This window comes from Yersinia sp. Marseille-Q5920 (genome assembly GCF_946902935.1).
Taxonomy (GTDB): domain Bacteria; phylum Pseudomonadota; class Gammaproteobacteria; order Enterobacterales; family Enterobacteriaceae; genus Yersinia; species Yersinia rochesterensis.
In genome coordinates, this window is record NZ_CAMPQA010000001.1 from 231,796 (window position 1) to 253,966 (window position 22,171).

The following is a 22,171-nucleotide window of genomic DNA, read 5'->3' on the forward strand; positions in this document are numbered from 1 at the left end:
GTAACCGGTTATAATGTTTCCCTGGTGTTGGCCGAATTGGCATCCCTTACCAAATGAGATTGGTAAGGGTTTTTTTTGTCTATTATTTGGCCTACAACCGCGTTTTATTGGATGACGACTCTACTGTAGCGCTCGAGCTAAAGTAATGGCTCGGATAATCATCGCGCGATCGACGTCAGGATGGGGGCTTTCGAGTAATTGCTGCCAGATAACTATAGCTTGTGCATACTTGGCATGAATAAAGTCATCATTGGCTTGCAACATCAGTGCGGTGTATTGCAACGGATCTTTTGCCAGTGCTTGCTGTAGCCAATAGGTCACATCCTCAGTCATTTTTTGCCCTGACTGATAATAAAACAGAGTCGCTCGGGCAGCATCTATTGAAGCACTCGCCCCCTGCAAACGTTCTGTCTGCTGCAATGCCACCAGCGCGTCCTCAAATTCATTCTGATACAAATAATATTGAGCCAAACTAAACCAGAGTTCACTGTTATCAGGTGACTGTCGGATACGCTGCTGTAATAGAAATAATGTGGGGTCACTGCTTTGCTTATCCAACATATTGTTCAATCGCGTAGCTTCTTTCTGGCGTAAAACTTCCTGCTGCACCGCGGCATAGTGGCCTAATTGCTGATATCCCAACAGAATAAGTATCGGGAGCAACAAGCTCAATCCCAACGGCCAGCGCCAACTCAGACGACCATATTGCCGCAACCAAGGCCACCATATGCCGCTTAAAATCATGAGCAATAATATCGCCATTCCGATTGCCAATATCATCAGCGCCCCTCTCTTGAACTTGAGGCCGCTCGGTTTCGAATGCGTAACACTAATCCGCCTAACACACCGGCCAGCAGCACTCCCGGCCCAAACCACAGTATCAATGTTGCACTGCGCACCGGCGGCCTATAAAGAACAAAATCACCATAGCGCTGAGTCATCAGGGCCATAATTTCTGGAGAGCTGTGCCCCGCTTCCACCAACCGGTAGACTTCTAAGCGCAAGTCCTGCGCGATGGGTGATGTTGATTCCAATAAGTTTTGATTCTGACATTGTGGGCAACGTAACTCTTTTGCCAGTGCCAGCGCTTGTTGTTGATTTTGTTGCGAACTAAAGTGGTAAGTATCCACCAAATCGGCCAACACCCACGGCGAGAAAACCAGTGATAACAGCAGCAAAAGGGTTTTCATGGTGTTTCCGCCTCAGCCCATTGCGCCAATAATGGCATAAACTGCTGTTGCCATATCTCTAATGTCATTTCACCCGCATAGCGCTGGCGAATAATACCATCAGCATCAATCAGCCAGGTTTCGGGGGTGCCATAGACTCCCATCGCCAGCGCTAAAATCCCTTGTGGGTCATAAAGATTCTTTTGATAAGGATTGCTGTAGCGGTGGAGTGTATTCAATGCCGCCTGGCGCTCGTCGCGGTAATTCAACCCGTAAAACTGTACTTTATTTAAGCTGCTAGCAATCTGGTCTAATACCGCCAGCTCTTGTTTGCAACTGGCGCACCAACTGGCCCATACATTAATCACAGTCACTTTCCCCAGCAGTTGGCTCCGCGTTATTTTTTGTTCTGGTTGCTGTAATTCAGATAATGAAAACTCGGGGATTGGCAGGTTTTTCTCTGCTAACTCAATATGATGCGGGTCACGATTTAGGCCGCTGTAGAGCACCAATCCTAAGAAAAAGGCCAGCACTGGAACCAGCAACCAAGGCCACCGCTGTTTCATTTGTCCTCCACAATATCACTGGCAGGTTTGGCTCTACGCCACAGTGTCAGCACGCCACCAAACACCATTATCAATGCGCCGCCCCAAATCCAGCTAACCATCGGTTTATGATATAAGCGCACGCTATACTCCCCGGCAGACAGATTATCCCCTAACACGGCATAAAAATCGGCCAAGGGGCCACTGGCTATCGCCGGCTCAATCATCAACATTTCACGCGCGGTATAATGCCGCCGTTCAGGTAACAATGTGGTGATAGGCCGCCCATGCTGACTCACCCTGATGTGCGCCCGTTCGCTGGTGTAATTCGGGCCGACCAGTAATTCGGTTTGCTGATAAGTCAGTTGGTAGCCCGCCAATGTTGCTTCGCGACCAGGTGACATGCGGCTGCCCAGCTCCGTCGAGTGATAGGAAGCAAACAGCATGCCCAGCAAGCTGATGGCCACCCCGCCATGAATCAACCATGAGCGCCAGCGGATCTTGGCGGCAAACAGCGGGGCAAATAATGCCCAAAGAGCCAGTGTGACGCCCGGCATCATGGCTGGCTGCCATTGTGATTGTGGTTGCCATAGAAATTGAAACCAGCCCGCACTGAATAGCGCCCCGAAGATAGCCAACAATGCAGGAGCCACCAGACGCCAGCGCGGGGTTTTGCGGCTTTGCTGCCAATCAGCAAATGGCGCGGCCCCCATCAGCAATAACAACAGCGACACAAAAGGCGTCAGTGTTTGGTTAAAATAAGGCGCACCAACAGAGAGTGACCCCAAACCTAATGCGCTGAAAATTAAAGGATATAAAGTACCAATCAACACCGTAACCGCCGCGATACTGAGTAACACTAGCGCCGCCAGCAGCAAGGTTTCCAAAGAAAATAACGCGAAATCAGCCGCGCGGTGATTACCCCGCACCCGCAGTGCAAATAACATCAAAGAAATCAATGTCACCATGCCAAATAGCGCCAGTAAAACCTCGCCACGGGCGGCATCAACAGCAAAAGCATGAACTGAGGTCAACACGCCGGAGCGGACGATAAAAGTCCCTAACAAGCAGAGCTGAAATGTCACCAATGACAGCAAAATGCCCCATTGATGATACAAACCGCGCCGCTCATTGATAGCCAAAACATGCAATAGTGCCGTGCTGGTAAGCCAGGGTAATAATGACGCATTTTCTACCGGGTCCCAGAACCACCAGCCTCCCCAGCCCAATTCACTGTATGCCCACCAAGCGCCCAGTAAAATCCCGATGCTCAATAACCCCCAAGCCGCCAGCACCCATGGACGGCTGTAACGCGCTATATTTTGGCTACTTTTGCCCTCAAGCAATGTCGCGACCGCAAAAGCAAAACTGATAGCAAAACCGCTATAACCCAGATACAGCAGCGGAGGGTGAAATATCAGCGCGAGATCTTGCAGCATCGGGTTCAAATCGCGCCCCTCCGCTAAGGTGGGGAATAATCGCACAAAGGGGTTGGAGAAGAAGAGGATAAAAGCGCTGAAAGCAACCAGCAGCCAGCCCATCACGCCCAAGGCGCGGGCAAAGAATCGCAACGGAAAATGGTGGCGAAAGAGTGTCAGCGCGCTGCTCCACAAGCTAAGTGCAAACAGCAGAAATAACATGGAACCTTCGTGCCCCCCCCAGATTGCCGCAATTTTATAAAACAGTGGGAGCTGACTATTGGCGTGCTGGGCAACATACAATACAGAAAAATCATTGGTGACAAAGCACCACCCCAGAGCCAATAGCGCCAATGTGATCAATAAAGTCACGCCATAGCTGAGCGACGGCAGCCAGACAAGCAATGGCATTCGCCGCCCATACAAAGCTATAAAGGGCACACAACCGAGCAATAGCGCCAGTGACGCCGCCGCCAGCAGTGAAAGCAGCCCAAACTCTCCTGTCATAGAATTTTATCCATTACTCTACCTTATCCATCAGACCATTTTTCCATCACACTATTCCCTATCACACCAGGGTCATCTGACCGGCATAAAGAATGAAAAAACGCAAAACGAATACGCCGAACAAGCTGAAACCGGAAACCGTGAGCAGGAATGAGACCCGGTGGCGCAGGTTATGGCTGCAATAGCGGTTTAGAGCCAATGGCAGCACCATGCCGCAGCCAACCACCCAGAACCAGAACATCAGCGCCCAGAAACCGCCGCCGAGGGCGGCTGTCACCGCCACTTCTTTCTGTCCGCCGCCAAACCATAGTCCGGTAAAAAAAGCCAACAGCAGAAAAAGCTCCAGCCAAACCACCGGTTTTTCCAATCGATGAACAAAAGCCAATGCCGGGCTATGGAGCGGCTCTTTGAAAAAAGCCACCGAGCACAGCACCATGGCGGCGATACCGGAAGAAACACCTGAAAACAGGAATAACACCGGCAATACTGGGTTATTCAACAGTGGGTAACTCTTCAACGCGGATAACAGAAAACCGGTATAAGCCCCTAATGCGACCGCCAGAAACATCATCAACGGCTCAAGTTTGCGTTCAATTGGAGCCAGTTTATTCAGTAGCGCGCTAATCCAGCTCAATTTAGGATAAGGCTGTAAAAATGCCGTTATTCCCCGACGGAATATCACCGCCAGCCAAACCAATAACACCAACATATAGATCTGAAATAACATGACGCCCAATGACATCACCGAGCTGCTGCTGTAGAAAAACATCAGCTTCCAGAAAGTCCAGGGGCGGGTAAGGTGCAGGATCAAAATAAGCAAACCCGCGATAACTGCCAGTGGCGCGATAATTGCGGTGGATTTTAGTAAGCCACTTTGCGCGGCATCCTCCCCCAAGACGCGCCACTTAACCAGCAAGCTCACCACCACCATACCGGCCGAAACCCCGATTAAAAACAGATAGATAGCAATCGGCCAGTCCCAGACTAATGACTCAAAATGAAAGGGCGTATTCAGTGCAGGACTCATCCGGTTATCTCCCCATACTGGAAAGGAACACGATAAAGTTTCGGTTGTGTTCCCAGATGTAACTTGGCGCGATAGACCGTGCGCTGATGCAACAGCTTCACCAACTCACTGTTGGCATCATCCAAATTGCCAAAAACCAGTGCTTTAGTTGGGCACGACAAGACACAAGCCGGTTGTTTGCCCTGCTTGAGATTAGTTTTGCGGCAAAAATCGCATTTGTCGGCGGTTTTCGTCACCGGATGAATAAAGCGAACCCGATACGGACAGGCCGCGATGCAATACTGGCACCCGACGCAAAGGTCAGGATCGACGTCAATAATTCCGGTCGCCTTATCGCGATAAGAAGCCCCGGTGGGGCAAACATCGACACACGGCGCTTTATCACAATGCTGGCAAGAGTGGCGGTAAAACTGATATTTCACCGCCGGGAACTCGCCAATAGGCTGACTGCGGATGATGCTTAAGCGCGAAACACCGGCGGGCACCTGATTAACTTCACGACAAGCATCCATACAGGCGGTGCAGCCAATGCAGCGGGTTTCGTCATGCAACATACCGTAACGAACACCATCAATCGTGCCGCTCAGCGCCAATGACCGCCCAGATGAGCTGGTCATAAAAATCAGCGCCCCCATACTGACGATAAAGTGACGACGATTGGTCTTCATGGCGCGTCCTTAGGTAGCAACTCCTGCTGACGGCGATGGCAATCCACACAGATTTTGACCCGCCCTTTATCATCCAGCCCATGCATTGGATCTGTTTTGGGGTGCAACTGATGACAACTGACACAAGAAAGTTTCAGCATATGCACATCATGTGGCCAGAATGCTTCGCGTAATTTTTCCGGCTGATGACAACTCATACAAACACTGTTTTGTTGTGACACACTGAACATCGCCTTATCGGCATTCAACATATCACTATTAAAACGCATCACATCTTTGACGCCATTTCGGTGCAGTATTGATGCTTTTCCATGACAATTAGTACAAGTTACCGCCAGTTGAGTATTCGGATTGATGGCTCCGGCATGTTTACCGTGTAACTCATCTTTTTGTTCTTTATGGCATTGGACACAAGCTGCATCCGGGTTGCGCTGCGGCTCCACCACATGGCGCGAGTCGGCAGCTTTCGGCGGTTCGGCCGATGTTGTGGCGAATGTGGGCAGAGCCAACACTGCCAGCAACACTGCTGAACAGAATGAACGTAAAACGCGCATAGTTATTCCACCTTTGCTATGGCTCCAAGTGGGAGCCAGTTTGTCTCTGGAATAGCTCCGGCAGGTGTTTTACCCCACCGGAACGCCTTTTACTGGCTCAAACGGCCCGCTTTTTTGGCTTCGGCATCCCAGGCTGGCACCACTTGTTGCAGAAACTCCTGCTTCTGACTGTTCAGCTTATCCATGTCCATCCCCAGCGCTTTTTGCGCATTGAGTTTGGTGGAGATATCCGGCAGTGGAATTTCGTGGCTAATCCCCTTGGTGGCCAGTAAGCGCGCTAATTTGGTACGGGCGTCTGCGGCTTTATTCAACGCGCCGCCGAGAACCCGCAGCCCCACATCCGGTGCATGCATATGAATGCCGTGGGAGGCAATGGCGTAATCCCAGCGCCACTGCGCATGGCGAATATCCTGCAAAATCGGCTGCATTTCTTGCTCCGTCGCCCCTGCATCCCAAGCCGCTTTGGCCTCGTAATGCGCATGAACCAGCTGTTTCTCAACATTCAGTTTCAACTCCTGAATGCTGGCTTTGCGTTCGGCGACAATATCTTGCAAGGTTTTTTTATCTTGGGTATGGCAGTTAACACAGGTGGTTTCGAAACTATCAAAGGGATTACGAATTTGATGATCGGTATACACTTTACCCGCCGCATTTTGGATTTTCGGCATATGGCAATCAATGCAACTGACATTATTTTTACCGTGAATACCTGCACGCCAGGTTTCGTATTCAGGATGTTGCGCTTTCAGCAGAGGGGCTTTTGACAGAGGGTGAACCCAATCAGAGAAAGCAATTTCATCGTAATATTTCTCCATCGAATCTACATCAGTCCCTTGATCCCAAGGGAGTTTCACGGCTTTATCTTTACCGGCGAAGTGATATTCCACATGGCACTGACTGCACACCATAGACTGTTGATCCAGGCGGCTGGCATGCTCGAAAGGTTTGTTGATAGATTGCAGCGCGCGGTCAATATAGGGGCGAGATAGCACCAATGCAGGTTTACCCGCCGCAAAATCGGCCGAGGCGGTGTCATGGCAATCGGCGCATCCCAACTGATTGACCACTTCCGGGCCGCCTCTGGCCCATGTGCCGTTGAAATAGCCCTCCTCCCCCTGTTCATTAATTAAACGGGCGACATCCGGGCTTTTGCAGCTCCAACACGCCATGGGTAGTGGGCCATCTTCCGCGGTTTTGGGGGCCGCTGTGCGCAATGTTTCCCGCACATCAGTGACGGCATAAGCATGCCCGCGCGGTTTGTTATAATCTTTGGCGAAAGGATAACCCGCCCACAGAATCACCAAATTAGGATCTTCGGCCAATGCATCTTCTCGCGGCCCACTTTCTTTGGTTTTCAACCAAGAGGTGAACTGATCCGCATGCTGCTGCGCGAACTTATCGTTGCGGGCCTCAATCGGCGGCGTAGGTGCTGCCGACACAGAAAACACCCCTCCGATGACCAATAGCGCCAATATCCCTACCGACATTTGTCTTATAAATTTGCTCACAATAGATACTCCAGTGTGTTTTTCCATACCGGACGCCGCCGGTGCTTGCACCAGACAGTCATTTTTTTATTTTTAAACCCGCACCGGAATGTAAGACACTCACTCAGTGATACCCATGACAGATTTACCCAGTGCGGGTTATGGAGATAGTAAGGAGGATTTTCAGTAAATGATTTGTTGTAGTAACAATGCTTGTTTTAGATCAAATATTCTTTGTGTGGGTATTTGATTTTATGAACCAGCTCAAAAAAAACTCAGCACCAAACAATTTTTGCATAAAATCAAACATATACCTCTTTGGAGGTATGAAGCGAGAAAGGAGAAATAAGAAGTCGGATAGATTTCTAAAGCTGCCTGTGCGGCAGTGAACAACAAGGGCTTTTAGTTTTCGGGGTTGCAGTTTTTCTAAGCTGCCTGTGCGGCAGTGAACCACTGGAATATCGCCAAATAATTATATGTATTTTTCTAAGCTGCCTGTGCGGCAGTGAACTAGCGAATCGCAAGCCGACAATGACGTTTACCTTTCTAAGCTGCCTGTGCGGCAGTGAACCCTGTATCCATGAGTTGCATGTTAGCCTCTACTTTCTAAGCTGCCTGTGCGGCAGTAAACAAGCCAAACGATGTTCTTATCGCAATGCAAATTTTCTAAGCTGCCTGTGCGGCAGTAAACCGGAGCAACCAAGGGAACAACCGGTTTTCGGCTTTCTAAGCTGCCTGTGCGGCAGTAAACGCACTCTACACCACCCCGCAGTTGAACTCTCCTTTCTAAGCTGCCTGTGCGGCAGTAAACCCAAATGCGGCGTTAAATTGTCAAACGGGTTCTTTCTAAGCTGCCTGTGCGGCAGTAAACATGGTGATGGCCGGTAACAGTTTGCCGCTTTGTTTCTAAGCTGCCTGTGCGGCAGTAAACGTAAAATAGAAAAAAACATTAATCTTCCAAGATTTCTAAGCTGCCTGTGCGGCAGTAAACAGTAGAACAATACAGATAACTTACTGATAATAAAAGCGCATTAGACCGTAGTAATAAAAAATGATTTTTTAAAATCTTGGGGGTTTTTATATAAAATCAATAAGTTAAAAAGTACGTTAAAAAAAGGGTTTAAAATGAGGTTTAGCCAAAATGTTATTAAGCCTTTTTCTGCTGCGGATGATGTGACGAACAACAGAGAGTTTGAAAAACTTATAGTTCACTATTTTGTGGGCGGGCTTTGCTAGTTTTGTTATGTCAGAAAGAATAAATATGACCGATAAAATTGAGGTACTTCAGGAGATTAAGCAAGGATAATCAGCGGGAGAAACAGAGAAATGATGGCGGAGGAGGAGAGATTCGAACTCTCGAACGGTTACCCGTCGACGGTTTTCAAGACCGTTGCCTTCAGCCACTCGGCCACCCCTCCGCAACGAGCCGAACTATAAACACAGCTCCGCCGCTTGTAAAGCTTGTTCGTGTTTAATCGCCCAAAAAGCCGCCATCTGATTATCGAATGATGAATTAATCATCATGATGATGATTCACTGTACAACCGCTCCGAATATTTATTATCTAGAGGCCATTTTACCCAGCAACAGCACAGACTTCTTTGGGGTACCGGCAAATATTTGCTAAATTAGCAGCCGTTTCATTGATTGAACCACCGAGGTTGTATGTTGGAGTTTGAAGGCCGCAGGATTGATACCGACACTCAGGGTTACCTGAAAAATAGCGCAGACTGGAGTGAAGCTCTGGCCCCGATATTAGCTGAACAAGAAGGCATTACCCTCACCGAACCTCATTGGGAAGTGGTGCGTTTTGTGCGCGCTTTTTATCAGGAATTCAATACGTCACCAGCCATCCGAATGTTGGTAAAAGCTATGGCGCAAAAATATGGCGAAGAAAAAGGTAATAGCCGCTATCTCTACCGTTTATTCCCTAAGGGGCCAGCCAAGCAAGCGACAAAAATTGCCGGGCTGCCAAAACCGGTGAAATGTATTTAATTGGCGGCCATATTCTAGGTGGGTTGGTTAGTAGCGAATGTTAAATGTCTCAAATGGCGTGGCAGGATGGGGCTCTGTCAGCAGGCGATCAACTCGCGCCCCCCGTGGCCCGCCCTGTTTAATCCACGCCATCAGTTGCTCGACCGCCTGTTGTTCACCATAAGCCACCACTTCTACACTGCCGTCGTCACAATTGCGGGCATAACCGGTCACCCCTAACGCCAATGCTTGCCGTTGCGTGCTATAGCGAAACCCTACACCTTGAACCACACCATAGACATACGCCGCGGTGCATACTTTTGCCATATTAACCCCTCATCTATTTATCACCGTTCTTTTGGTTCAAGTGGAACGAAAAACGCGACTGGAAATAAGATTTAACCTGTTCTTCCATCGAGTGAATTTTTTGGTCAATGCTATTACACAGAAACTCATCACTGTTCATTGCCTGGACGCGCTGTAACGCAATCTCGTCAATTTCTTCTTTTTGTTTTTCTGTGAGTGCTAAGTCAGTTTGCTTATTCGTCATGATGCTGTCCCTATTTGGCAGAAAGAAAGTTACTATATCTCTATGAAGACTATAGCTCTATGAATACATATAGCTCTATGAATATAGTAGTGAAAAAGTTTTTAGTCGCCCTGTTGAACACAATATGCCCGCCCATAAGACACAGAATCGCCCCAATGACCGCCAGATATCAAGGCCGCCGTGGTAGTGAGCGGCATGATATTGCTATATCATAATGGCCTTATTTTGATTGATAATGACTTATCAATTTCAACTATTTTGATTTAATAAGAATATTACAATGCGCCTATTTCTTGCTAAAGGACGTGAAAAATCCTTACTTCGTCGCCATCCATGGATTTTCTCTGGGGCCGTACAACACCTTGAAGGCAATGCAGTTCCCGGTGAAACCATCGATGTTCTTGATAGTCAGGGTAAATGGCTGGCCCGCGCCGCCTACTCTCCTGAATCACAAATTGTGGCGCGAGTCTGGACGTTCCAACAAGATGAAGTTATCGACAGTGAATTTTTTGTTCGCCGTCTACAACGGGCGCAAACCTGGCGGGATTGGTTGGCGCAACGCGATGGTTTGAATGGCTACCGCCTGATTGCCGGTGAATCCGACGGCCTACCGGGCATCACCATTGACCGCTTCCAAAATTTCCTGGTATTGCAATTGTTGTCGGCAGGGGCTGAATATCAACGCGCAGCGCTGGTCAGCGCATTACAACAGTGCTACCCGGAATGCTCTATTTATGACCGCTCCGATGTTTCGGTGCGTAAAAAAGAAGGTTTGCCGCTGACTCAGGGCACTGTTTGTGGCGAAATGCCCCCGGCACTGTTACCTATCACTGAGCACGGAATGCAATTGCTAGTCGATATTCAGCAAGGCCATAAAACAGGCTTTTATTTAGACCAGCGCGATAGCCGCCTCGCCGCGCGTCATTATGCTGAGGGCCGCCGCGTTCTGAACTGCTTCTCTTATACCGGGGCCTTTGCCGTTGCGGCGTTGATGGGGAATTGCCAGCAAGTTATCAGTGTTGATACCTCGCAATCAGTATTGGATATTGCCAAACAAAACGTCGAGCTGAACCAGTTAGATTTGAGCAAAACCGAGTTTATTCGTGATGATGTGTTCCAATTGCTGCGTAATTACCGCGCACAAGGGGAAAAATTTGACATGATCATCATGGACCCACCGAAATTTGTGGAAAATAAAAGTCAACTGGCCAGCGCTTGCCGTGGTTATAAAGATATTAATATGTTAGCTATACAGCTATTACGCCCCGGCGGCATCTTATTAAGTTTCTCCTGCTCGGGCTTGATGCCAATAGATTTATTCCAGAAAATTTTAGCCGATGCTGCATTAGATGCAGGCCATGATATACAATTTATAGAGCAGTTCCGTCAGGCCGCGGACCACCCTGTTATCGCGACATATCCTGAGGGTTTGTACCTGAAAGGCTTTGCGTGTCGGATAATGTGACTTGAAATGCCCTGCACTGCCCTCATATAGATGGCAGCGTAATGTTTATCCGGAGGTTATCATGATCGCCAGCAAATTCGGTATTGGGCAGCAGGTTCGCCACAACCTACATGGCTACTTGGGTGTAGTGATTGATATCGATCCTGAATATTCTCTTGAGCCACCAGCTCCTGATGAAGTTGCAAATAATGATACTTTGCGTTCATCACCTTGGTATCACGTGGTTATTGAGGATGATGAGGGGCAACCGATACATACTTATCTGGCTGAAGCGCAGCTGACTTATGAAGATATGGATGCTCACCCGGAGCAACCTTCATTAGATGAATTGGCCGCTTCTATCCGCCATCAATTACAGGCTCCGCGCCTGCGCAACTAAGTTTTGCACTGATTGATAAAACCCGGCATTGGTTGCCGGGTTTTTTATACCCAATAGATTTCGGGCTGCAGGTAGGCGGCAACAGAATGAACCCAAGGAGTTGAGATAACTCAATGAGTTGGGTAAGTGATAGCAGCCAACACCCCTGCATATTGAAAGATGACGGGGATAGAAAAATTACTCTTTCTCGAGTCCTAATCGCGGAATTTCAATTTTAGGACAGCGATCCATAACAACTTTTAGCCCTGCATCTGCCGCCAATGTTGCCGCTAACTCATTAATCACACCAATTTGTAGCCACAGCACTTTGGCTCCGATAGCAATGGCTTCCTGCGCAACGCCATATGCCGCTTCAGTGTTACGGAATACATCAACCATATCAATAGGATAAGGGATGTCGGCCAATTCAGCATAAACCGGCTGACCCAATAATGTCTTCCCCGCCAATTTGGGGCTGACAGGCGTCACCTGATACCCCTGCTGTAGCAGGTAAGCCATAACACCATAGCTGGGCCGCGCAGGGTTATCACTTGCCCCCACTAATGCAATTGTCTTCACCTGTTGGAGAATGTCAGCAATGTCTTTATCGTGCATTTTCAGTTCCTCTGATGCGCTAAAAGAGTATTTCAATCCATTTGCATCCAGATGGATTTACACATGTCAGGTGATAGCAAGTGTATATCATGTAGAAAAATGATGATAAACGCCGTCTAATTGATTTGATGTAATAGGTATAGTGGGAATAACTGTTAGATTGGTTATCTAATCTTTAAAATTCATTGAGATAACATCAATATAGTTATACTGATTGTTTCAGAAAGTAAATAAATATGGGCAACCGGAAAGACTTTGACACATAATCTAGCGTGTCTGACAATATAAACGGATATCACCCTCAGGAGTAGCACATGAAAGTTGGTCTGGTGGTCGCAGGGATTCTGGCCGTTAGCTGTAGTGCTTCCGCTATAGCCACGACCTTAAAACTCGCGCCGGAAATTGACCTGTTGGTGGTCGATGGTAAAAATATGTCAGGATCCCTGCTCAAAGGGGCTGATAGCTTGGAATTAAATAATGGACAGCATCAAATATTGTTCAAAGTTGCAAAACCTCTTCCGGCTGACCCGAAGATATTATATGCCTCCCCGCCATTAGTGGTGGTATTTAACACCCGCAATATCAGCTCGGTGGCGATACAATTACCCACTCTCGAGACTGAACGAGATGCCAGCAAGTTCTCTAAAAACCCGACATATCAGCTTATAGGTGATAACGGACGGCCATTATCGGTACGCCACGATGTATTGCATCAGGATAATCTCAATACTGCTACAACCCTTGAAACAGCCATGGCCACCTATAACGTCGGGCAATTCAGCGCTTCGGTTCCGTCTTTTGCCAAGATCCCGCCATCACCGGTGAGTGCTGTGCCGGGAACAACAATCGCAGTTGCGGGCACGAATACCGCCCAGAAAAAGACCAATTTACAAGGTGAGAATGTAGCAGAACAAATGCTGCAATATTGGTTCCTACAAACCGATGCCGAAACGCAACAGCGTTTTCTACTGTGGGCTAAAAAACAATCCACAAAGTAGTGAGGTAGAACCAAGGGCGTTCTTAAACATCAGGTTATGCTTGTCCCCTCGCATTTCTTGGCGTTACCCCTATGCACAAAATCGCCATTTCAGTAATCTGTCTGCAAACCGCTGGCACTCATACCCTAAATAACTCGAGTTGCAGGAAGGCGGCAACTGAGTGAATCCCCAAGAGCTTACACCAGTAAGTGATTGGGGTGAGCGAAGGCAGCCAACGCCCATGCAGCTTGAAGTATGACGGGTACATTGAAGGAAAACTTGATGGAACTCACCACCCGCACTATTGCGGCACGTAAACACATTGCACTGGTTTCCCACGACCATTGCAAAAAATCTCTGCTCGAATGGGTCATGGAAAACAGAGATCTTTTGGCACAGCACGAACTTTATGCAACAGGCACCACCGGAAACCTGGTACAGAAAGCAACGGGGATTGATGTCCGCTGCTTGCTCAGTGGCCCAATGGGGGGGGACCAGGAAGTTGGAGCGCTGATATCTGAGAAGAAAATTGATATTTTGATTTTCTTCTGGGACCCACTCAATGCTGTACCACATGACCCAGATGTCAAAGCCCTGCTACGTTTGGCGACAGTGTGGAATATTCCGGTCGCGACCAACCGCTCTACCGCCGATTTCTTGATTGGCTCCATCTTATTTAGCAGTGAAGTGACCATTGCAATACCGGATTATGAGCGCTACTTACAGCAACGCCTGAAATAATCATTAGGCTCGGGGGCGATAACTGGACTGATACCATACCTCGTCATTCTTCAAGCTGCATGGGCGTTGGCTGCCTTCGTTCACCCCAGTCACTTACTTATGTAAGCTCCTGGGGACTAATGAGCCTCATCCCTGAGGCTCACCCTATGGGCAGCATAAATGCTGTTCAAATCGGTTCCCGACCGATTTGTCGCTCAATTGCCGCCTTCCTGCAATTCGAATTATTTAGGGGATTACCCCTGGGCTTTATTTTTAACAAAAAACTGCACATGTGAATTTTTCATGCAATGACGTTCTAGGGTTTGCGCTGAGTTGACACTCCTAACTCGCTAAGTTGATTAACAAAAACAGAGGGGTTAGCCGTATCTTGTAGTAGCCAAACCTGATGTTTTGCTCGCGTCATGGCGACATACAGCAAACGCCGTTCTTCCGCATCAGGGAAATCTTCAGGGGCCGGTAGCAACACATCCTCCAAAATTGACTCGCGCGCCGCTGCCGGGAAACCATCACTCCCGTAATGTAAACCAACAATAATCACATAATCTGCTTGTTGACCTTTGCTGGCATGAATCGTCATAAAATCAATGGTTAACTTCGGCCAGCGGGTGGACACCTTTTGCAAAATTGCTGGGCGCAAATGATGATAGCGGGCCAAAATAAGAATGCGCTCATCATCCTTAACAAAACCACTTAACTTATCCAATAGCGATTCCAGCTGTTCATTCGGCAAAATAGTCACTGACTTTTCATTACCTTTACTCAAGCTGTTCAGTGGTTTTTTCAATTGGTATGGATTCTGTTGAATAAACCGGTTAGCAATTTCACCAATCCTGTCATTAAAACGATAGGTGGTATCCAATGCGCACTCAGCGCCCTCACCAAAATTCTGGCTAAAAGCCGTTGTGAGAGAAAGTTCTGCGCCGCTGAACCGGTAAATAGCCTGCCAATCATCCCCAACCGCAAACAGGCAAGTTTGCTTATTTTGTTTACGCAAAGCAGTCAATAACATGGCGCGCTGTGGCGAAACATCCTGAAACTCATCGACTAATATGTGTTTCCACGGGCTAACAAACCGCCCTTTTTCCAGCAAGTTAACAGCCTGATGAATCAGCCCGGAGAAATCAACTGCCCCCTCTTCTTTCAGCGCTGCTTTCCATGCTTTCAGTAACGGTGCCATTAGTCGGATACGTTTTTGGAAGAGATCTCGCACTTCTTCATCAGCCTGCTCAATCATTTCGGCCTGACTACCGCCGTGCATACGCATCAACCCTAACCAACGTTCAAGCCGCCCAGCCAGTCGGGCTGCAAGGCGCGAATCACGCCAAAACTCGCCATCATCGACTTCCCACGCCAACTCATCCGTTAGCCATTCTCGCCACCCTTTAGCCTGCGCCTTTTTTTCACTGCACTGCTGCTGCCAATGTTTGATCAACAGCGACCGTCTGGCTTGGCTGTCAGATTCAAGTTGACTAATCACTGGCATTTTACGGCTACCTTGCTGGATTATCTGCAACGCAAGTGCATGGAAAGTTTTGGCTTGAATATCATCCACACCAAGCCGTTGCTTGATGCGGCTGTTCATTTCATCGGCAGCCTGACGGCCAAAAGCGAGGAGTAAAATTTGCTCCGGCAGTGCTTCATTGCGGCGCAGTAACCAACCCGCTCGCGCAACCAGCACCGAGGTTTTGCCGCTGCCAGCACCGGCCAGCACCAATACCGAATCTTCGCCGTTGACGACCGCCCGACTTTGCGACTCATTGAGGGGCGAAGTTTCTACGCTCTGGAAGAAATCTTGATGTTCTTCCAACATGCGATGAGTCCATTGCTGATTGCGACGATCAACACTGCGGTTACCTTGATCCAGCCAGCGCAAACAAAGCTCATAATCGGCGCGGCAAGAATCAAACTCGGTTAAACGCTGAACCGGGATCGGCAATGACGTGAAAGCTTCGCGAATAGACGCCTGCACCTGACTTAACTCACTGCGTTTAAACCATTTATCCTGCTGCTCAATTCGCTTAATTAATTCAACTTGTTTATGTAAAACCTCAACACAAACCAGGCTCATCTCCTCACTCCATTGCTGCCAGATGCCCAGTAAATGATGATAGAAACGTTGCGTTTCCTGCCATTCGGTACCATGCAAACGCACAACTTGCTGATTCGGCAATTCAAACTCCATCTCGCCCCAGACAATACCGCGCTTACATTGAATGTTAACCAACTGGTTGAAAGGAATCAGGTATTGATGTTTATCACCGCATACTTCGATGCCCGCATTCAGCAAACGAACCCGGTTATAGGGATGCTGAGCCAGATGCTTGCCAAAAGATGTCGCTTTAAGTTCCATATCTGCGCGCCATTACTCGTATTAAGTGAATTGAAATAACATGATAGAGTGTAAATAAAATAATTGAGTTTAAACAACAGGTATCCGATAGTTAACAAAGGAAACTAACCGGCGCTATGCGTATAGAATAGCTAACGCCAGTTATCACTCACCCGCATTGCGGTTTTTATTCAGCCAGGTAGATTAATCACTATGCGTACTGTATTGAATATTCTTAATTTTGTTTTAGGTGGTTTCTTCACCACATTGGGTTGGTTATTGGCCACCGTGGTCAGTGTCATGCTGATTTTCACCTTACCATTAACTCGCTCTTGCTGGGAGATTACCAAGTTATCATTTCTCCCTTATGGCAATGAGGCGATCCATGTCAATGAATTATACCCAGAAAAAAGTAATCCTCTGTTATCCGCCAGTGGTTCTTTACTGAATATCGTTTGGTTTATTTTATTTGGTTGGTGGCTATGTTTATCACATATTGCAACCGGAATTGTGCAATGTATCACCATAATTGGTATTCCCGTCGGAATTGCCAATTTTAAGATTGCCGCTATTGCGTTATGGCCAGTAGGCCGCCGTGTCGTTTCTGTCGAAATGGCGCAACAGGCAAGAATGGCTAATGCTCAACGCCAGTATCAGCAACGCTGAATTTTCTGTTTTTAGAGGTTTTTTGTGCTCACTTTCGTCACTGGTTTACGCCGTTATATCTACAATAGCAGCCTGCTTTATCATGTTCGTATCTTTATCGCGTTGGTGGGTGTAACGGCGGTTCCTTGGTGGATTGAGCAGCCCAAACTGACAATCCCCCTAACTCTCGGTGTCGTGGCCGCAGCATTAACTGATCTTGATGACCGCCTGGCTGGGCGGTTGCGCAATCTATTCATCACACTGATTTGCTTTTTTATCGCATCAGCCTCTATTGAACTGTTATTTCCTTATCCTTGGCTCTTTGCCCTTGGCCTGACTTTTTCAACCTGTGGCTTTATCTTGCTGGGCGCCTTAGGCCAACGTTATGCCACTATCGCCTTTGGTGCCTTGTTAATTGCTATCTACACCATGTTGGGCACTTCGATGTACCATATTTGGTATCAGCAACCTTTGCTACTGATACTCGGTGCCGTCTGGTATAACGTGCTGACCCTATGTGGACACCTTATTTTCCCTATCCGACCCTTACAGGATAATTTGGCCCGCTGCTATCAACACCTGGCTCAATACCTGGAAGCAAAAGCCAACCTATTTGATCCTGATATTGAATCTGAGGTTAACCAGCCGCTTATTGATGTTGCAATGGCCAATAGCACATTAGTCTCGACACTGAATCAAGCCAAAACCTCACTTGTTACGCGGCTGAAAGGCGATCGCGGCCAGCGCGAAACACGACGAACCCTCCACTATTATTTTGTGGCGCAAGATATTCATGAACGCGCCAGTTCATCCCATGTTCAATATCAAATATTGCGCGAAAAATTCCGCTACAGCGACGTGTTATTCCGCTTTCAACGTCTGCTGAACATGCAATCCCGAGCTTGTGTGCAACTGTCGCAATCAATTCTCATGAGACAGAAATATCAGCATGACCCGCGTTTCGAACGGGCGTTTACTTTCCTGGATGCAGCCCTTGCCAGAGAATTAGCTCAAAACGAGAATGTGCCGCAAGTTAAAGCGCTTTCCCATTTGCTCAAAAACCTGCGGGCCATTGATGCCCAATTAGCGGGGATTGAATCAGAGCAAGTCCTTGCTGAAGGGCCGCAACCTGAAAGCCGCCTATCTGACGACCGTATCACCGGATGGAGCGATATAAAATTGCGGATCAGCCGCCATCTGACCCCACAGTCCGCACTTTTCCGCCACGCTGTCCGCATGTCAGTAGTACTCTGCGTGGGTTATGCATTTATTCAACTGACCGGCATGCGACACGGTTATTGGATTTTACTGACCAGCCTTTTTGTCTGCCAACCCAACTACAATGCAACCAGGCGTCGCCTGGCGCTGCGCATCATTGGCACCTTGGCGGGTATCCTGATCGGACTACCAATCCTCTATTTCGTCCCTTCCATTGAGGGCCAGTTAATCCTAATTGTCATTACCGGCGTGCTGTTTTTTGCTTTCCGCAATGTTCAGTATGCTCACGCGACGATGTTCATTACGTTGCTGGTTTTGTTGTGTTTTAACTTACTCGGAGAGGGATTTGAGGTTGCTGCACCCCGCGTGTTTGACACCTTACTCGGTTGCGCAATTGCCTGGGTCGCGGTGAGTTTTATCTGGCCAGACTGGAAATTCCGCCAACTTCCCGCCGTAGTTCGTAGAACACTTAATGCGAACTGCCGCTATCTGGATGCTATCTTAGTGCAATATTATCAAGGTAGAGATAATAGTTTGCCTTACCGTATTGCCCGCCGTGATGCTCATAATTGCGATGCCGAATTGGCTTCCGTCATTTCAAATATGTCAGCAGAGCCCAAGAACGACAAAGAAACTCAGGAAGCCGCATTTCGTTTACTTTGTCTCAACCACACTATGCTCAGTTATATATCTGCGCTAGGCGCTCATCGTGAAAAGCTGACCAATACAGCTACGCTGAGGTTACTCAACGATGCTATTTGTTATGTTGAAGGTACACTTGAGCAAGAACAACCCGACAGTATAAAAATGGCGCAAGTGTTAGCCGGCTTATCAACCCGGCTACAGAGCTGTAATCCTGAGCCGGAGAGCAAAGATCAATTGGTATTACAACAGATTGGCTTATTGCTTGAACTATTACCTGAACTCAGTGAGCTCAATAAACGTATCGGCCACACTGGCTAATTGAACCCAGGGCCAGTTTCTATCAATGGCCCTTCTTTATGCTGTTTCATATTGTGAAACATCATCTGTGCGAATGTGCATTTCAAACCATTCAATAAGTTCACTGCGCATTATGAGGGGCAGCGCAGCATAGTGATGGCCACTGATCGCCCCAGCAAGAGCCAATAAAACATTCACGCCAAGTGAACACCTCAACGTACGCAACTTCAAATAACAGCGCTTAGCCCCTTCAAACCTCAATTCCGCTACACTCTTGATACCGACTTTCCATAATAGTCGCTCGAGGCTGGCACTGAGGTTAGGTAAGTCTTTCAACCGAACTGGCGGGCATTTTTTGCTTAAAACTTCAGATTTAGCCCCTTGATAGGCCTGTTTTACAAAATGGCGTAGTGCGAGGTCGTCATTCCACAAGAGAGAGTCCACCCAATAATAACGCAATAAAATAGGAATCCCCCGCTTAGCATAAACAAGATTGGTCATTTCTCTGGCGCGAAATAAATTTTCAACCCTGTCATTTGCACGTAAATACAGCTCCCCCTCAGAAACCACTGAAAACATAATGCCATTGGCTAGCAACCCATAACCGCCAAATTGTGAGCGAGCCGTAATTTTCCCTAAAAAATCAAAGCGATTCTGTGCTTGTCTTATCTTATTCTCTGATATGTTTTTCATCACTACTCCTTTAGTAAAAATCCGATCCAACGTCCCTATCCAGTTGTAATAAGTGTAAGAGGAACAACTAATTAGAAAATACGCAATATGGATAACAGAGCCAAACACAAAATCAGTTTTCATGTATTTTCATCACAATAATGCGAAGCATCTTGTAAAAATTTAGTTGATCTTCGAACAAACAGTGACTACTGTATATACATACAGCACACTACAGGCGAGGTTCATAATGCGTACTCAATCACTAAAATCTTATAATGCTAATCATCATTCTCTTGCTACCCGTGATGTATCGCAACGAGTTGATACTCAAACGGATAGTGGCCTTATCAGTGAACTTGTGTACAGTGAAAACCAGTCTGTAGTAGCACAATTATTGCTTCCTTTATTACAACAGCTCGGTAAACAATCTCGATGGCTTCTATGGTTAACCCCACAACAGAAATTGAGCCGTTTATGGCTACAGCAATCGGGGTTACCAATAACTAAAGTCGTTCAGGCGAGGCAAATCAATCCATTATCAACTGTTGATGCTATGGAAAAAGCGCTGTTAACAGGAAATTACAGTGTTGTTCTTGGTTGGCTACCCGAGTTGTCAGAAAATGACCGCATCAGATTGCGTTTGGCGGCAAAATTAGGGAACGCTTATGGGTTTGTTATGCGTCCTTTAGAAGACACAAAACTCGATCAAGGACAGTGCGCAACGTTAAAAATTCATTCTTCTTTGTATCATTAAGTAAATTTAGGATTTATCCCATGAATTATTACAATATTTAGGGCTTACTCCTGATAAATCGACATAAAGCGAGTCAGAATGCGGCTTACAGTAGAAAATAACGTCTACAAAAAGAGCCTTTTTACGGCTAAATCGTTAAAGATTATGCACAATTTCGGTTTTTTTTCAGTCAGAATATCACATCACACTTGTAACTTTCTCGCCACGTTGTAGACTTTACATCGCCAAGGTTGCTCTAAAACGCCAAATTATACTGGCAGCGTAATTAACGGGAGCGTTAAAACCTTGACGAAGAATTTTAACCAAGGGCTTAGCTTTTAAAGCTCATTGCCTATTTGGATGATAACGAGGCGTAAAATGAAAAAGACAGCTATCGCATTAGCAGTGGCACTGGCTGGTTTCGCTACAGTAGCGCAAGCCGCACCGAAAGATAACACCTGGTACACCGGTGGCAAACTGGGCTGGTCTCAGTATCAAAATACTGGCACTGGCGGTATCTATGGCGACCAAGGCAATGACGGTCCAACTCATAAAGACCAATTAGGTGCTGGTGCGTTCTTGGGTTACCAAGCAAACCAATACCTGGGCTTTGAAATGGGATACGACTGGCTTGGCCGTATGCCTTACAAAGGCGACGTTCGTAACGGCGACTTTAAAGCACAAGGCGTTCAACTGGCTGCAAAACTGAGCTACCCAATTGCTCAGGACCTGGACCTGTACACCCGTCTGGGTGGTATGGTTTGGCGTGCAGACTCCAGCGCGTTTAACGCAGCTTCTGGCACACGTTTGAACAACCATGACACCGGTGTTTCTCCATTGGTAGCTCTGGGTGCTGAATACGCATGGACCAAGAACTGGGCAACCCGTATGGAATACCAATGGGTTAGCAACATCGGTGATAAAGCTACCGTTGGTGCTCGTCCAGACAACGGCATGCTGAGCGTAGGTGTTTCTTACCGTTTCGGTCAGGAAGATGCAGTAGCTCCAGTAGTTGCTCCAGCACCAGCTCCAGCTCCAGTTGTTGACACTAAGCGTTTCACTCTGAAATCAGACGTGTTGTTCGCTTTCAACAAGTCAACTCTGAAAGCAGAAGGCCAGCAAGCTCTGGATCAACTGTATTCACAGCTGAGCTCTATCGATCCTAAAGACGGTTCTGTAGTTGTTCTGGGCTTCGCTGACCGTATCGGTCAACCAGCTCCTAACTTAGCTCTGTCTCAGCGTCGTGCTGACAGCGTACGTGATTACCTGGTTTCTAAAGGTATCCCTGCTGACAAAATCACCGCTCGCGGTGAAGGCCAAGCAAACCCAGTTACAGGCAACACCTGTGACAATGTGAAACCACGTGCTGCTCTGATTGAGTGCCTGGCACCAGATCGTCGCGTAGAGATCGAAGTTAAAGGCTACAAAGAAGTTGTAACTCAGCCACAGGCTTAAGTTTACTCCTTTCGTAAAAAACCCCGCATTGCGGGGTTTTTTTTATCATGCAATTAAGAAAAATCGAGTCATATCCTGTTTTCTTAATTGCAGTATTTTAGCTACGTTAATATTGAGTT

At 47.5% G+C, this 22,171-nt stretch carries 22 protein-coding genes, 1 tRNA gene and 1 CRISPR repeat array; of the genes, 9 read left to right on the top strand and 14 right to left on the bottom strand.

Features of this window, described 5'->3' with window-relative positions:
- Positions 1-120: 120 nt before the first annotated feature.
- The 9 genes from OVO64_RS01195 to OVO64_RS01235 form a co-directional block, all read right to left on the bottom strand.
- Positions 121-780: a cytochrome C heme lyase gene (locus tag OVO64_RS01195; protein ID WP_038632209.1), complete on the bottom strand. Its 660-nt coding sequence runs from the start codon at positions 778-780 to the stop codon at positions 121-123.
- Positions 780-1,190, bottom strand: a complete 411-nt coding sequence (gene nrfF, locus OVO64_RS01200; RefSeq protein ID WP_038632207.1) for a heme lyase NrfEFG subunit NrfF — start codon at positions 1,188-1,190, stop codon at positions 780-782. The genes OVO64_RS01195 and nrfF overlap by 1 nt, the downstream gene beginning before the upstream one ends.
- A complete protein-coding gene (locus OVO64_RS01205; RefSeq protein WP_038632205.1) occupies positions 1,187-1,735 on the bottom strand; it encodes a DsbE family thiol:disulfide interchange protein in 549 nt (182 codons plus the stop codon). Before OVO64_RS01205 ends, nrfF begins: the two co-directional genes overlap by 4 nt.
- Positions 1,732-3,639 (bottom strand): heme lyase CcmF/NrfE family subunit, encoded by a 1,908-nt coding sequence (locus OVO64_RS01210; protein WP_267248534.1) that lies wholly within the window; start codon positions 3,637-3,639, stop codon positions 1,732-1,734. Before OVO64_RS01210 ends, OVO64_RS01205 begins: the two co-directional genes overlap by 4 nt.
- A 61-nt stretch (positions 3,640-3,700) precedes the next feature.
- Positions 3,701-4,666 (bottom strand): cytochrome c nitrite reductase subunit NrfD, encoded by a 966-nt coding sequence (gene nrfD, locus OVO64_RS01215; protein ID WP_038632203.1) that lies wholly within the window; start codon positions 4,664-4,666, stop codon positions 3,701-3,703.
- Positions 4,663-5,334, bottom strand: coding sequence for a cytochrome c nitrite reductase Fe-S protein (gene nrfC, locus OVO64_RS01220; protein WP_120011304.1), 672 nt, complete (start codon positions 5,332-5,334; stop codon positions 4,663-4,665). The genes nrfD and nrfC overlap by 4 nt, the downstream gene beginning before the upstream one ends.
- Positions 5,331-5,888: a cytochrome c nitrite reductase pentaheme subunit gene (nrfB, locus tag OVO64_RS01225; RefSeq protein WP_038632199.1), complete on the bottom strand. Its 558-nt coding sequence runs from the start codon at positions 5,886-5,888 to the stop codon at positions 5,331-5,333. Before nrfB ends, nrfC begins: the two co-directional genes overlap by 4 nt.
- A gap of 89 nt (positions 5,889-5,977) precedes the next feature.
- A complete protein-coding gene (nrfA, locus tag OVO64_RS01230) occupies positions 5,978-7,375 on the bottom strand; it encodes an ammonia-forming nitrite reductase cytochrome c552 subunit (protein WP_042562383.1) in 1,398 nt (465 codons plus the stop codon).
- Positions 7,376-7,738: 363 nt separating this feature from the next.
- Positions 7,739-8,366: a CRISPR direct-repeat array (repeat unit 28 nt; unit sequence TTTCTAAGCTGCCTGTGCGGCAGTAAAC).
- Positions 8,367-8,705: 339 nt separating this feature from the next.
- Positions 8,706-8,793, bottom strand: a tRNA-Ser gene (locus OVO64_RS01235).
- A 247-nt stretch (positions 8,794-9,040) separates the two neighbouring features.
- Here OVO64_RS01235 and tusE point away from each other — a divergent pair.
- On the top strand, positions 9,041-9,370 hold the full coding sequence (gene tusE, locus OVO64_RS01240; protein WP_050291280.1) for a sulfurtransferase TusE: 330 nt from the start codon (positions 9,041-9,043) through the stop codon (positions 9,368-9,370).
- A 27-nt stretch (positions 9,371-9,397) separates the two neighbouring features.
- Here tusE and yccX read toward each other — a convergent pair whose 3' ends face one another.
- The gene (gene yccX, locus OVO64_RS01245; RefSeq protein ID WP_038632195.1) at positions 9,398-9,676 is read right to left on the bottom strand and encodes an acylphosphatase; all 279 of its coding nucleotides are present in this window, start codon (positions 9,674-9,676) and stop codon (positions 9,398-9,400) included.
- A 13-nt stretch (positions 9,677-9,689) separates the two neighbouring features.
- The gene (locus tag OVO64_RS01250; RefSeq protein WP_038632193.1) at positions 9,690-9,899 is read right to left on the bottom strand and encodes a hypothetical protein; all 210 of its coding nucleotides are present in this window, start codon (positions 9,897-9,899) and stop codon (positions 9,690-9,692) included.
- A 274-nt stretch (positions 9,900-10,173) separates the two neighbouring features.
- Here OVO64_RS01250 and rlmI point away from each other — a divergent pair, with 274 nt between their 5' ends.
- Together rlmI and hspQ are read left to right on the top strand one after the other, a co-directional pair.
- Positions 10,174-11,364 carry a 23S rRNA (cytosine(1962)-C(5))-methyltransferase RlmI gene (gene rlmI / locus OVO64_RS01255; RefSeq protein ID WP_172667597.1) on the top strand — a complete coding sequence of 397 codons (1,191 nt, stop codon included), beginning with the start codon at positions 10,174-10,176 and terminating at the stop codon, positions 11,362-11,364.
- 61 nt (positions 11,365-11,425) lie between these two features.
- Positions 11,426-11,743, top strand: a complete 318-nt coding sequence (gene hspQ / locus OVO64_RS01260) for a heat shock protein HspQ (protein WP_038632189.1) — start codon at positions 11,426-11,428, stop codon at positions 11,741-11,743.
- Between the two features lie 177 nt (positions 11,744-11,920).
- Here hspQ and OVO64_RS01265 read toward each other — a convergent pair whose 3' ends face one another.
- Positions 11,921-12,337: a CoA-binding protein gene (locus tag OVO64_RS01265; RefSeq protein ID WP_038632187.1), complete on the bottom strand. Its 417-nt coding sequence runs from the start codon at positions 12,335-12,337 to the stop codon at positions 11,921-11,923.
- A 314-nt stretch (positions 12,338-12,651) separates the two neighbouring features.
- Between OVO64_RS01265 and OVO64_RS01270 the strand changes: the two genes are divergently transcribed.
- On the top strand, positions 12,652-13,335 hold the full coding sequence (locus tag OVO64_RS01270; protein ID WP_038632185.1) for a DUF2057 family protein: 684 nt from the start codon (positions 12,652-12,654) through the stop codon (positions 13,333-13,335).
- Between the two features lie 261 nt (positions 13,336-13,596).
- Positions 13,597-14,055: a methylglyoxal synthase gene (locus OVO64_RS01275; protein ID WP_038632183.1), complete on the top strand. Its 459-nt coding sequence runs from the start codon at positions 13,597-13,599 to the stop codon at positions 14,053-14,055.
- 295 nt (positions 14,056-14,350) lie between these two features.
- Here the strand turns inward: OVO64_RS01275 and helD are convergent, their stop codons facing one another.
- Complete coding sequence (gene helD, locus OVO64_RS01280) at positions 14,351-16,405, bottom strand: DNA helicase IV (protein WP_038632182.1); 2,055 nt, start codon at positions 16,403-16,405, stop codon at positions 14,351-14,353.
- A gap of 192 nt (positions 16,406-16,597) precedes the next feature.
- On the opposite strand from helD, the gene OVO64_RS01285 reads away from it, so the two are divergent.
- Positions 16,598-17,050: a YccF domain-containing protein gene (locus OVO64_RS01285; RefSeq protein ID WP_038632180.1), complete on the top strand. Its 453-nt coding sequence runs from the start codon at positions 16,598-16,600 to the stop codon at positions 17,048-17,050.
- Between the two features lie 24 nt (positions 17,051-17,074).
- Positions 17,075-19,210 carry a YccS family putative transporter gene (yccS, locus tag OVO64_RS01290; RefSeq protein ID WP_038632178.1) on the top strand — a complete coding sequence of 712 codons (2,136 nt, stop codon included), beginning with the start codon at positions 17,075-17,077 and terminating at the stop codon, positions 19,208-19,210.
- Positions 19,211-19,246: 36 nt separating this feature from the next.
- Here the strand turns inward: yccS and OVO64_RS01295 are convergent, their stop codons facing one another.
- Positions 19,247-19,882, bottom strand: coding sequence for a TfoX/Sxy family DNA transformation protein (locus tag OVO64_RS01295; RefSeq protein WP_050291282.1), 636 nt, complete (start codon positions 19,880-19,882; stop codon positions 19,247-19,249).
- Positions 19,883-20,111: 229 nt separating this feature from the next.
- On the opposite strand from OVO64_RS01295, the gene sulA reads away from it, so the two are divergent.
- Both sulA and ompA read left to right on the top strand, forming a co-directional pair.
- Positions 20,112-20,618, top strand: a complete 507-nt coding sequence (sulA, locus tag OVO64_RS01300) for an SOS-induced cell division inhibitor SulA (protein ID WP_267248535.1) — start codon at positions 20,112-20,114, stop codon at positions 20,616-20,618.
- Positions 20,619-20,975: 357 nt separating this feature from the next.
- A complete protein-coding gene (gene ompA, locus OVO64_RS01305) occupies positions 20,976-22,052 on the top strand; it encodes a porin OmpA (RefSeq protein ID WP_038632172.1) in 1,077 nt (358 codons plus the stop codon).
- Positions 22,053-22,171: the final 119 nt, after the last annotated feature.

What these genes read in the sequence shown, in the direction of transcription:
- OVO64_RS01265 (WP_038632187.1), bottom strand. Translation starts at nt 12,337, where the DNA reads ATGCACGATAAAGACATTGCTGACATTCTCCAACAGGTGAAGACAATT.
- OVO64_RS01295 (WP_050291282.1), bottom strand. Translation starts at nt 19,882, where the DNA reads ATGAAAAACATATCAGAGAATAAGATAAGACAAGCACAGAATCGCTTT.
- OVO64_RS01250 (WP_038632193.1), bottom strand. Translation starts at nt 9,899, where the DNA reads ATGACGAATAAGCAAACTGACTTAGCACTCACAGAAAAACAAAAAGAA.
- tusE (WP_050291280.1), top strand. Translation starts at nt 9,041, where the DNA reads ATGTTGGAGTTTGAAGGCCGCAGGATTGATACCGACACTCAGGGTTAC.
- OVO64_RS01285 (WP_038632180.1), top strand. Translation starts at nt 16,598, where the DNA reads ATGCGTACTGTATTGAATATTCTTAATTTTGTTTTAGGTGGTTTCTTC.
- OVO64_RS01275 (WP_038632183.1), top strand. Translation starts at nt 13,597, where the DNA reads ATGGAACTCACCACCCGCACTATTGCGGCACGTAAACACATTGCACTG.
- nrfB (WP_038632199.1), bottom strand. Translation starts at nt 5,888, where the DNA reads ATGCGCGTTTTACGTTCATTCTGTTCAGCAGTGTTGCTGGCAGTGTTG.
- OVO64_RS01270 (WP_038632185.1), top strand. Translation starts at nt 12,652, where the DNA reads ATGAAAGTTGGTCTGGTGGTCGCAGGGATTCTGGCCGTTAGCTGTAGT.
- ompA (WP_038632172.1), top strand. Translation starts at nt 20,976, where the DNA reads ATGAAAAAGACAGCTATCGCATTAGCAGTGGCACTGGCTGGTTTCGCT.
- nrfF (WP_038632207.1), bottom strand. Translation starts at nt 1,190, where the DNA reads ATGAAAACCCTTTTGCTGCTGTTATCACTGGTTTTCTCGCCGTGGGTG.
- nrfD (WP_038632203.1), bottom strand. Translation starts at nt 4,666, where the DNA reads ATGAGTCCTGCACTGAATACGCCCTTTCATTTTGAGTCATTAGTCTGG.
- nrfA (WP_042562383.1), bottom strand. Translation starts at nt 7,375, where the DNA reads ATGTCGGTAGGGATATTGGCGCTATTGGTCATCGGAGGGGTGTTTTCT.
- helD (WP_038632182.1), bottom strand. Translation starts at nt 16,405, where the DNA reads ATGGAACTTAAAGCGACATCTTTTGGCAAGCATCTGGCTCAGCATCCC.
- yccX (WP_038632195.1), bottom strand. Translation starts at nt 9,676, where the DNA reads ATGGCAAAAGTATGCACCGCGGCGTATGTCTATGGTGTGGTTCAAGGT.
- OVO64_RS01195 (WP_038632209.1), bottom strand. Translation starts at nt 780, where the DNA reads ATGATATTGGCAATCGGAATGGCGATATTATTGCTCATGATTTTAAGC.
- OVO64_RS01210 (WP_267248534.1), bottom strand. Translation starts at nt 3,639, where the DNA reads ATGACAGGAGAGTTTGGGCTGCTTTCACTGCTGGCGGCGGCGTCACTG.
- OVO64_RS01205 (WP_038632205.1), bottom strand. Translation starts at nt 1,735, where the DNA reads ATGAAACAGCGGTGGCCTTGGTTGCTGGTTCCAGTGCTGGCCTTTTTC.
- hspQ (WP_038632189.1), top strand. Translation starts at nt 11,426, where the DNA reads ATGATCGCCAGCAAATTCGGTATTGGGCAGCAGGTTCGCCACAACCTA.
- nrfC (WP_120011304.1), bottom strand. Translation starts at nt 5,334, where the DNA reads ATGAAGACCAATCGTCGTCACTTTATCGTCAGTATGGGGGCGCTGATT.
- sulA (WP_267248535.1), top strand. Translation starts at nt 20,112, where the DNA reads ATGCGTACTCAATCACTAAAATCTTATAATGCTAATCATCATTCTCTT.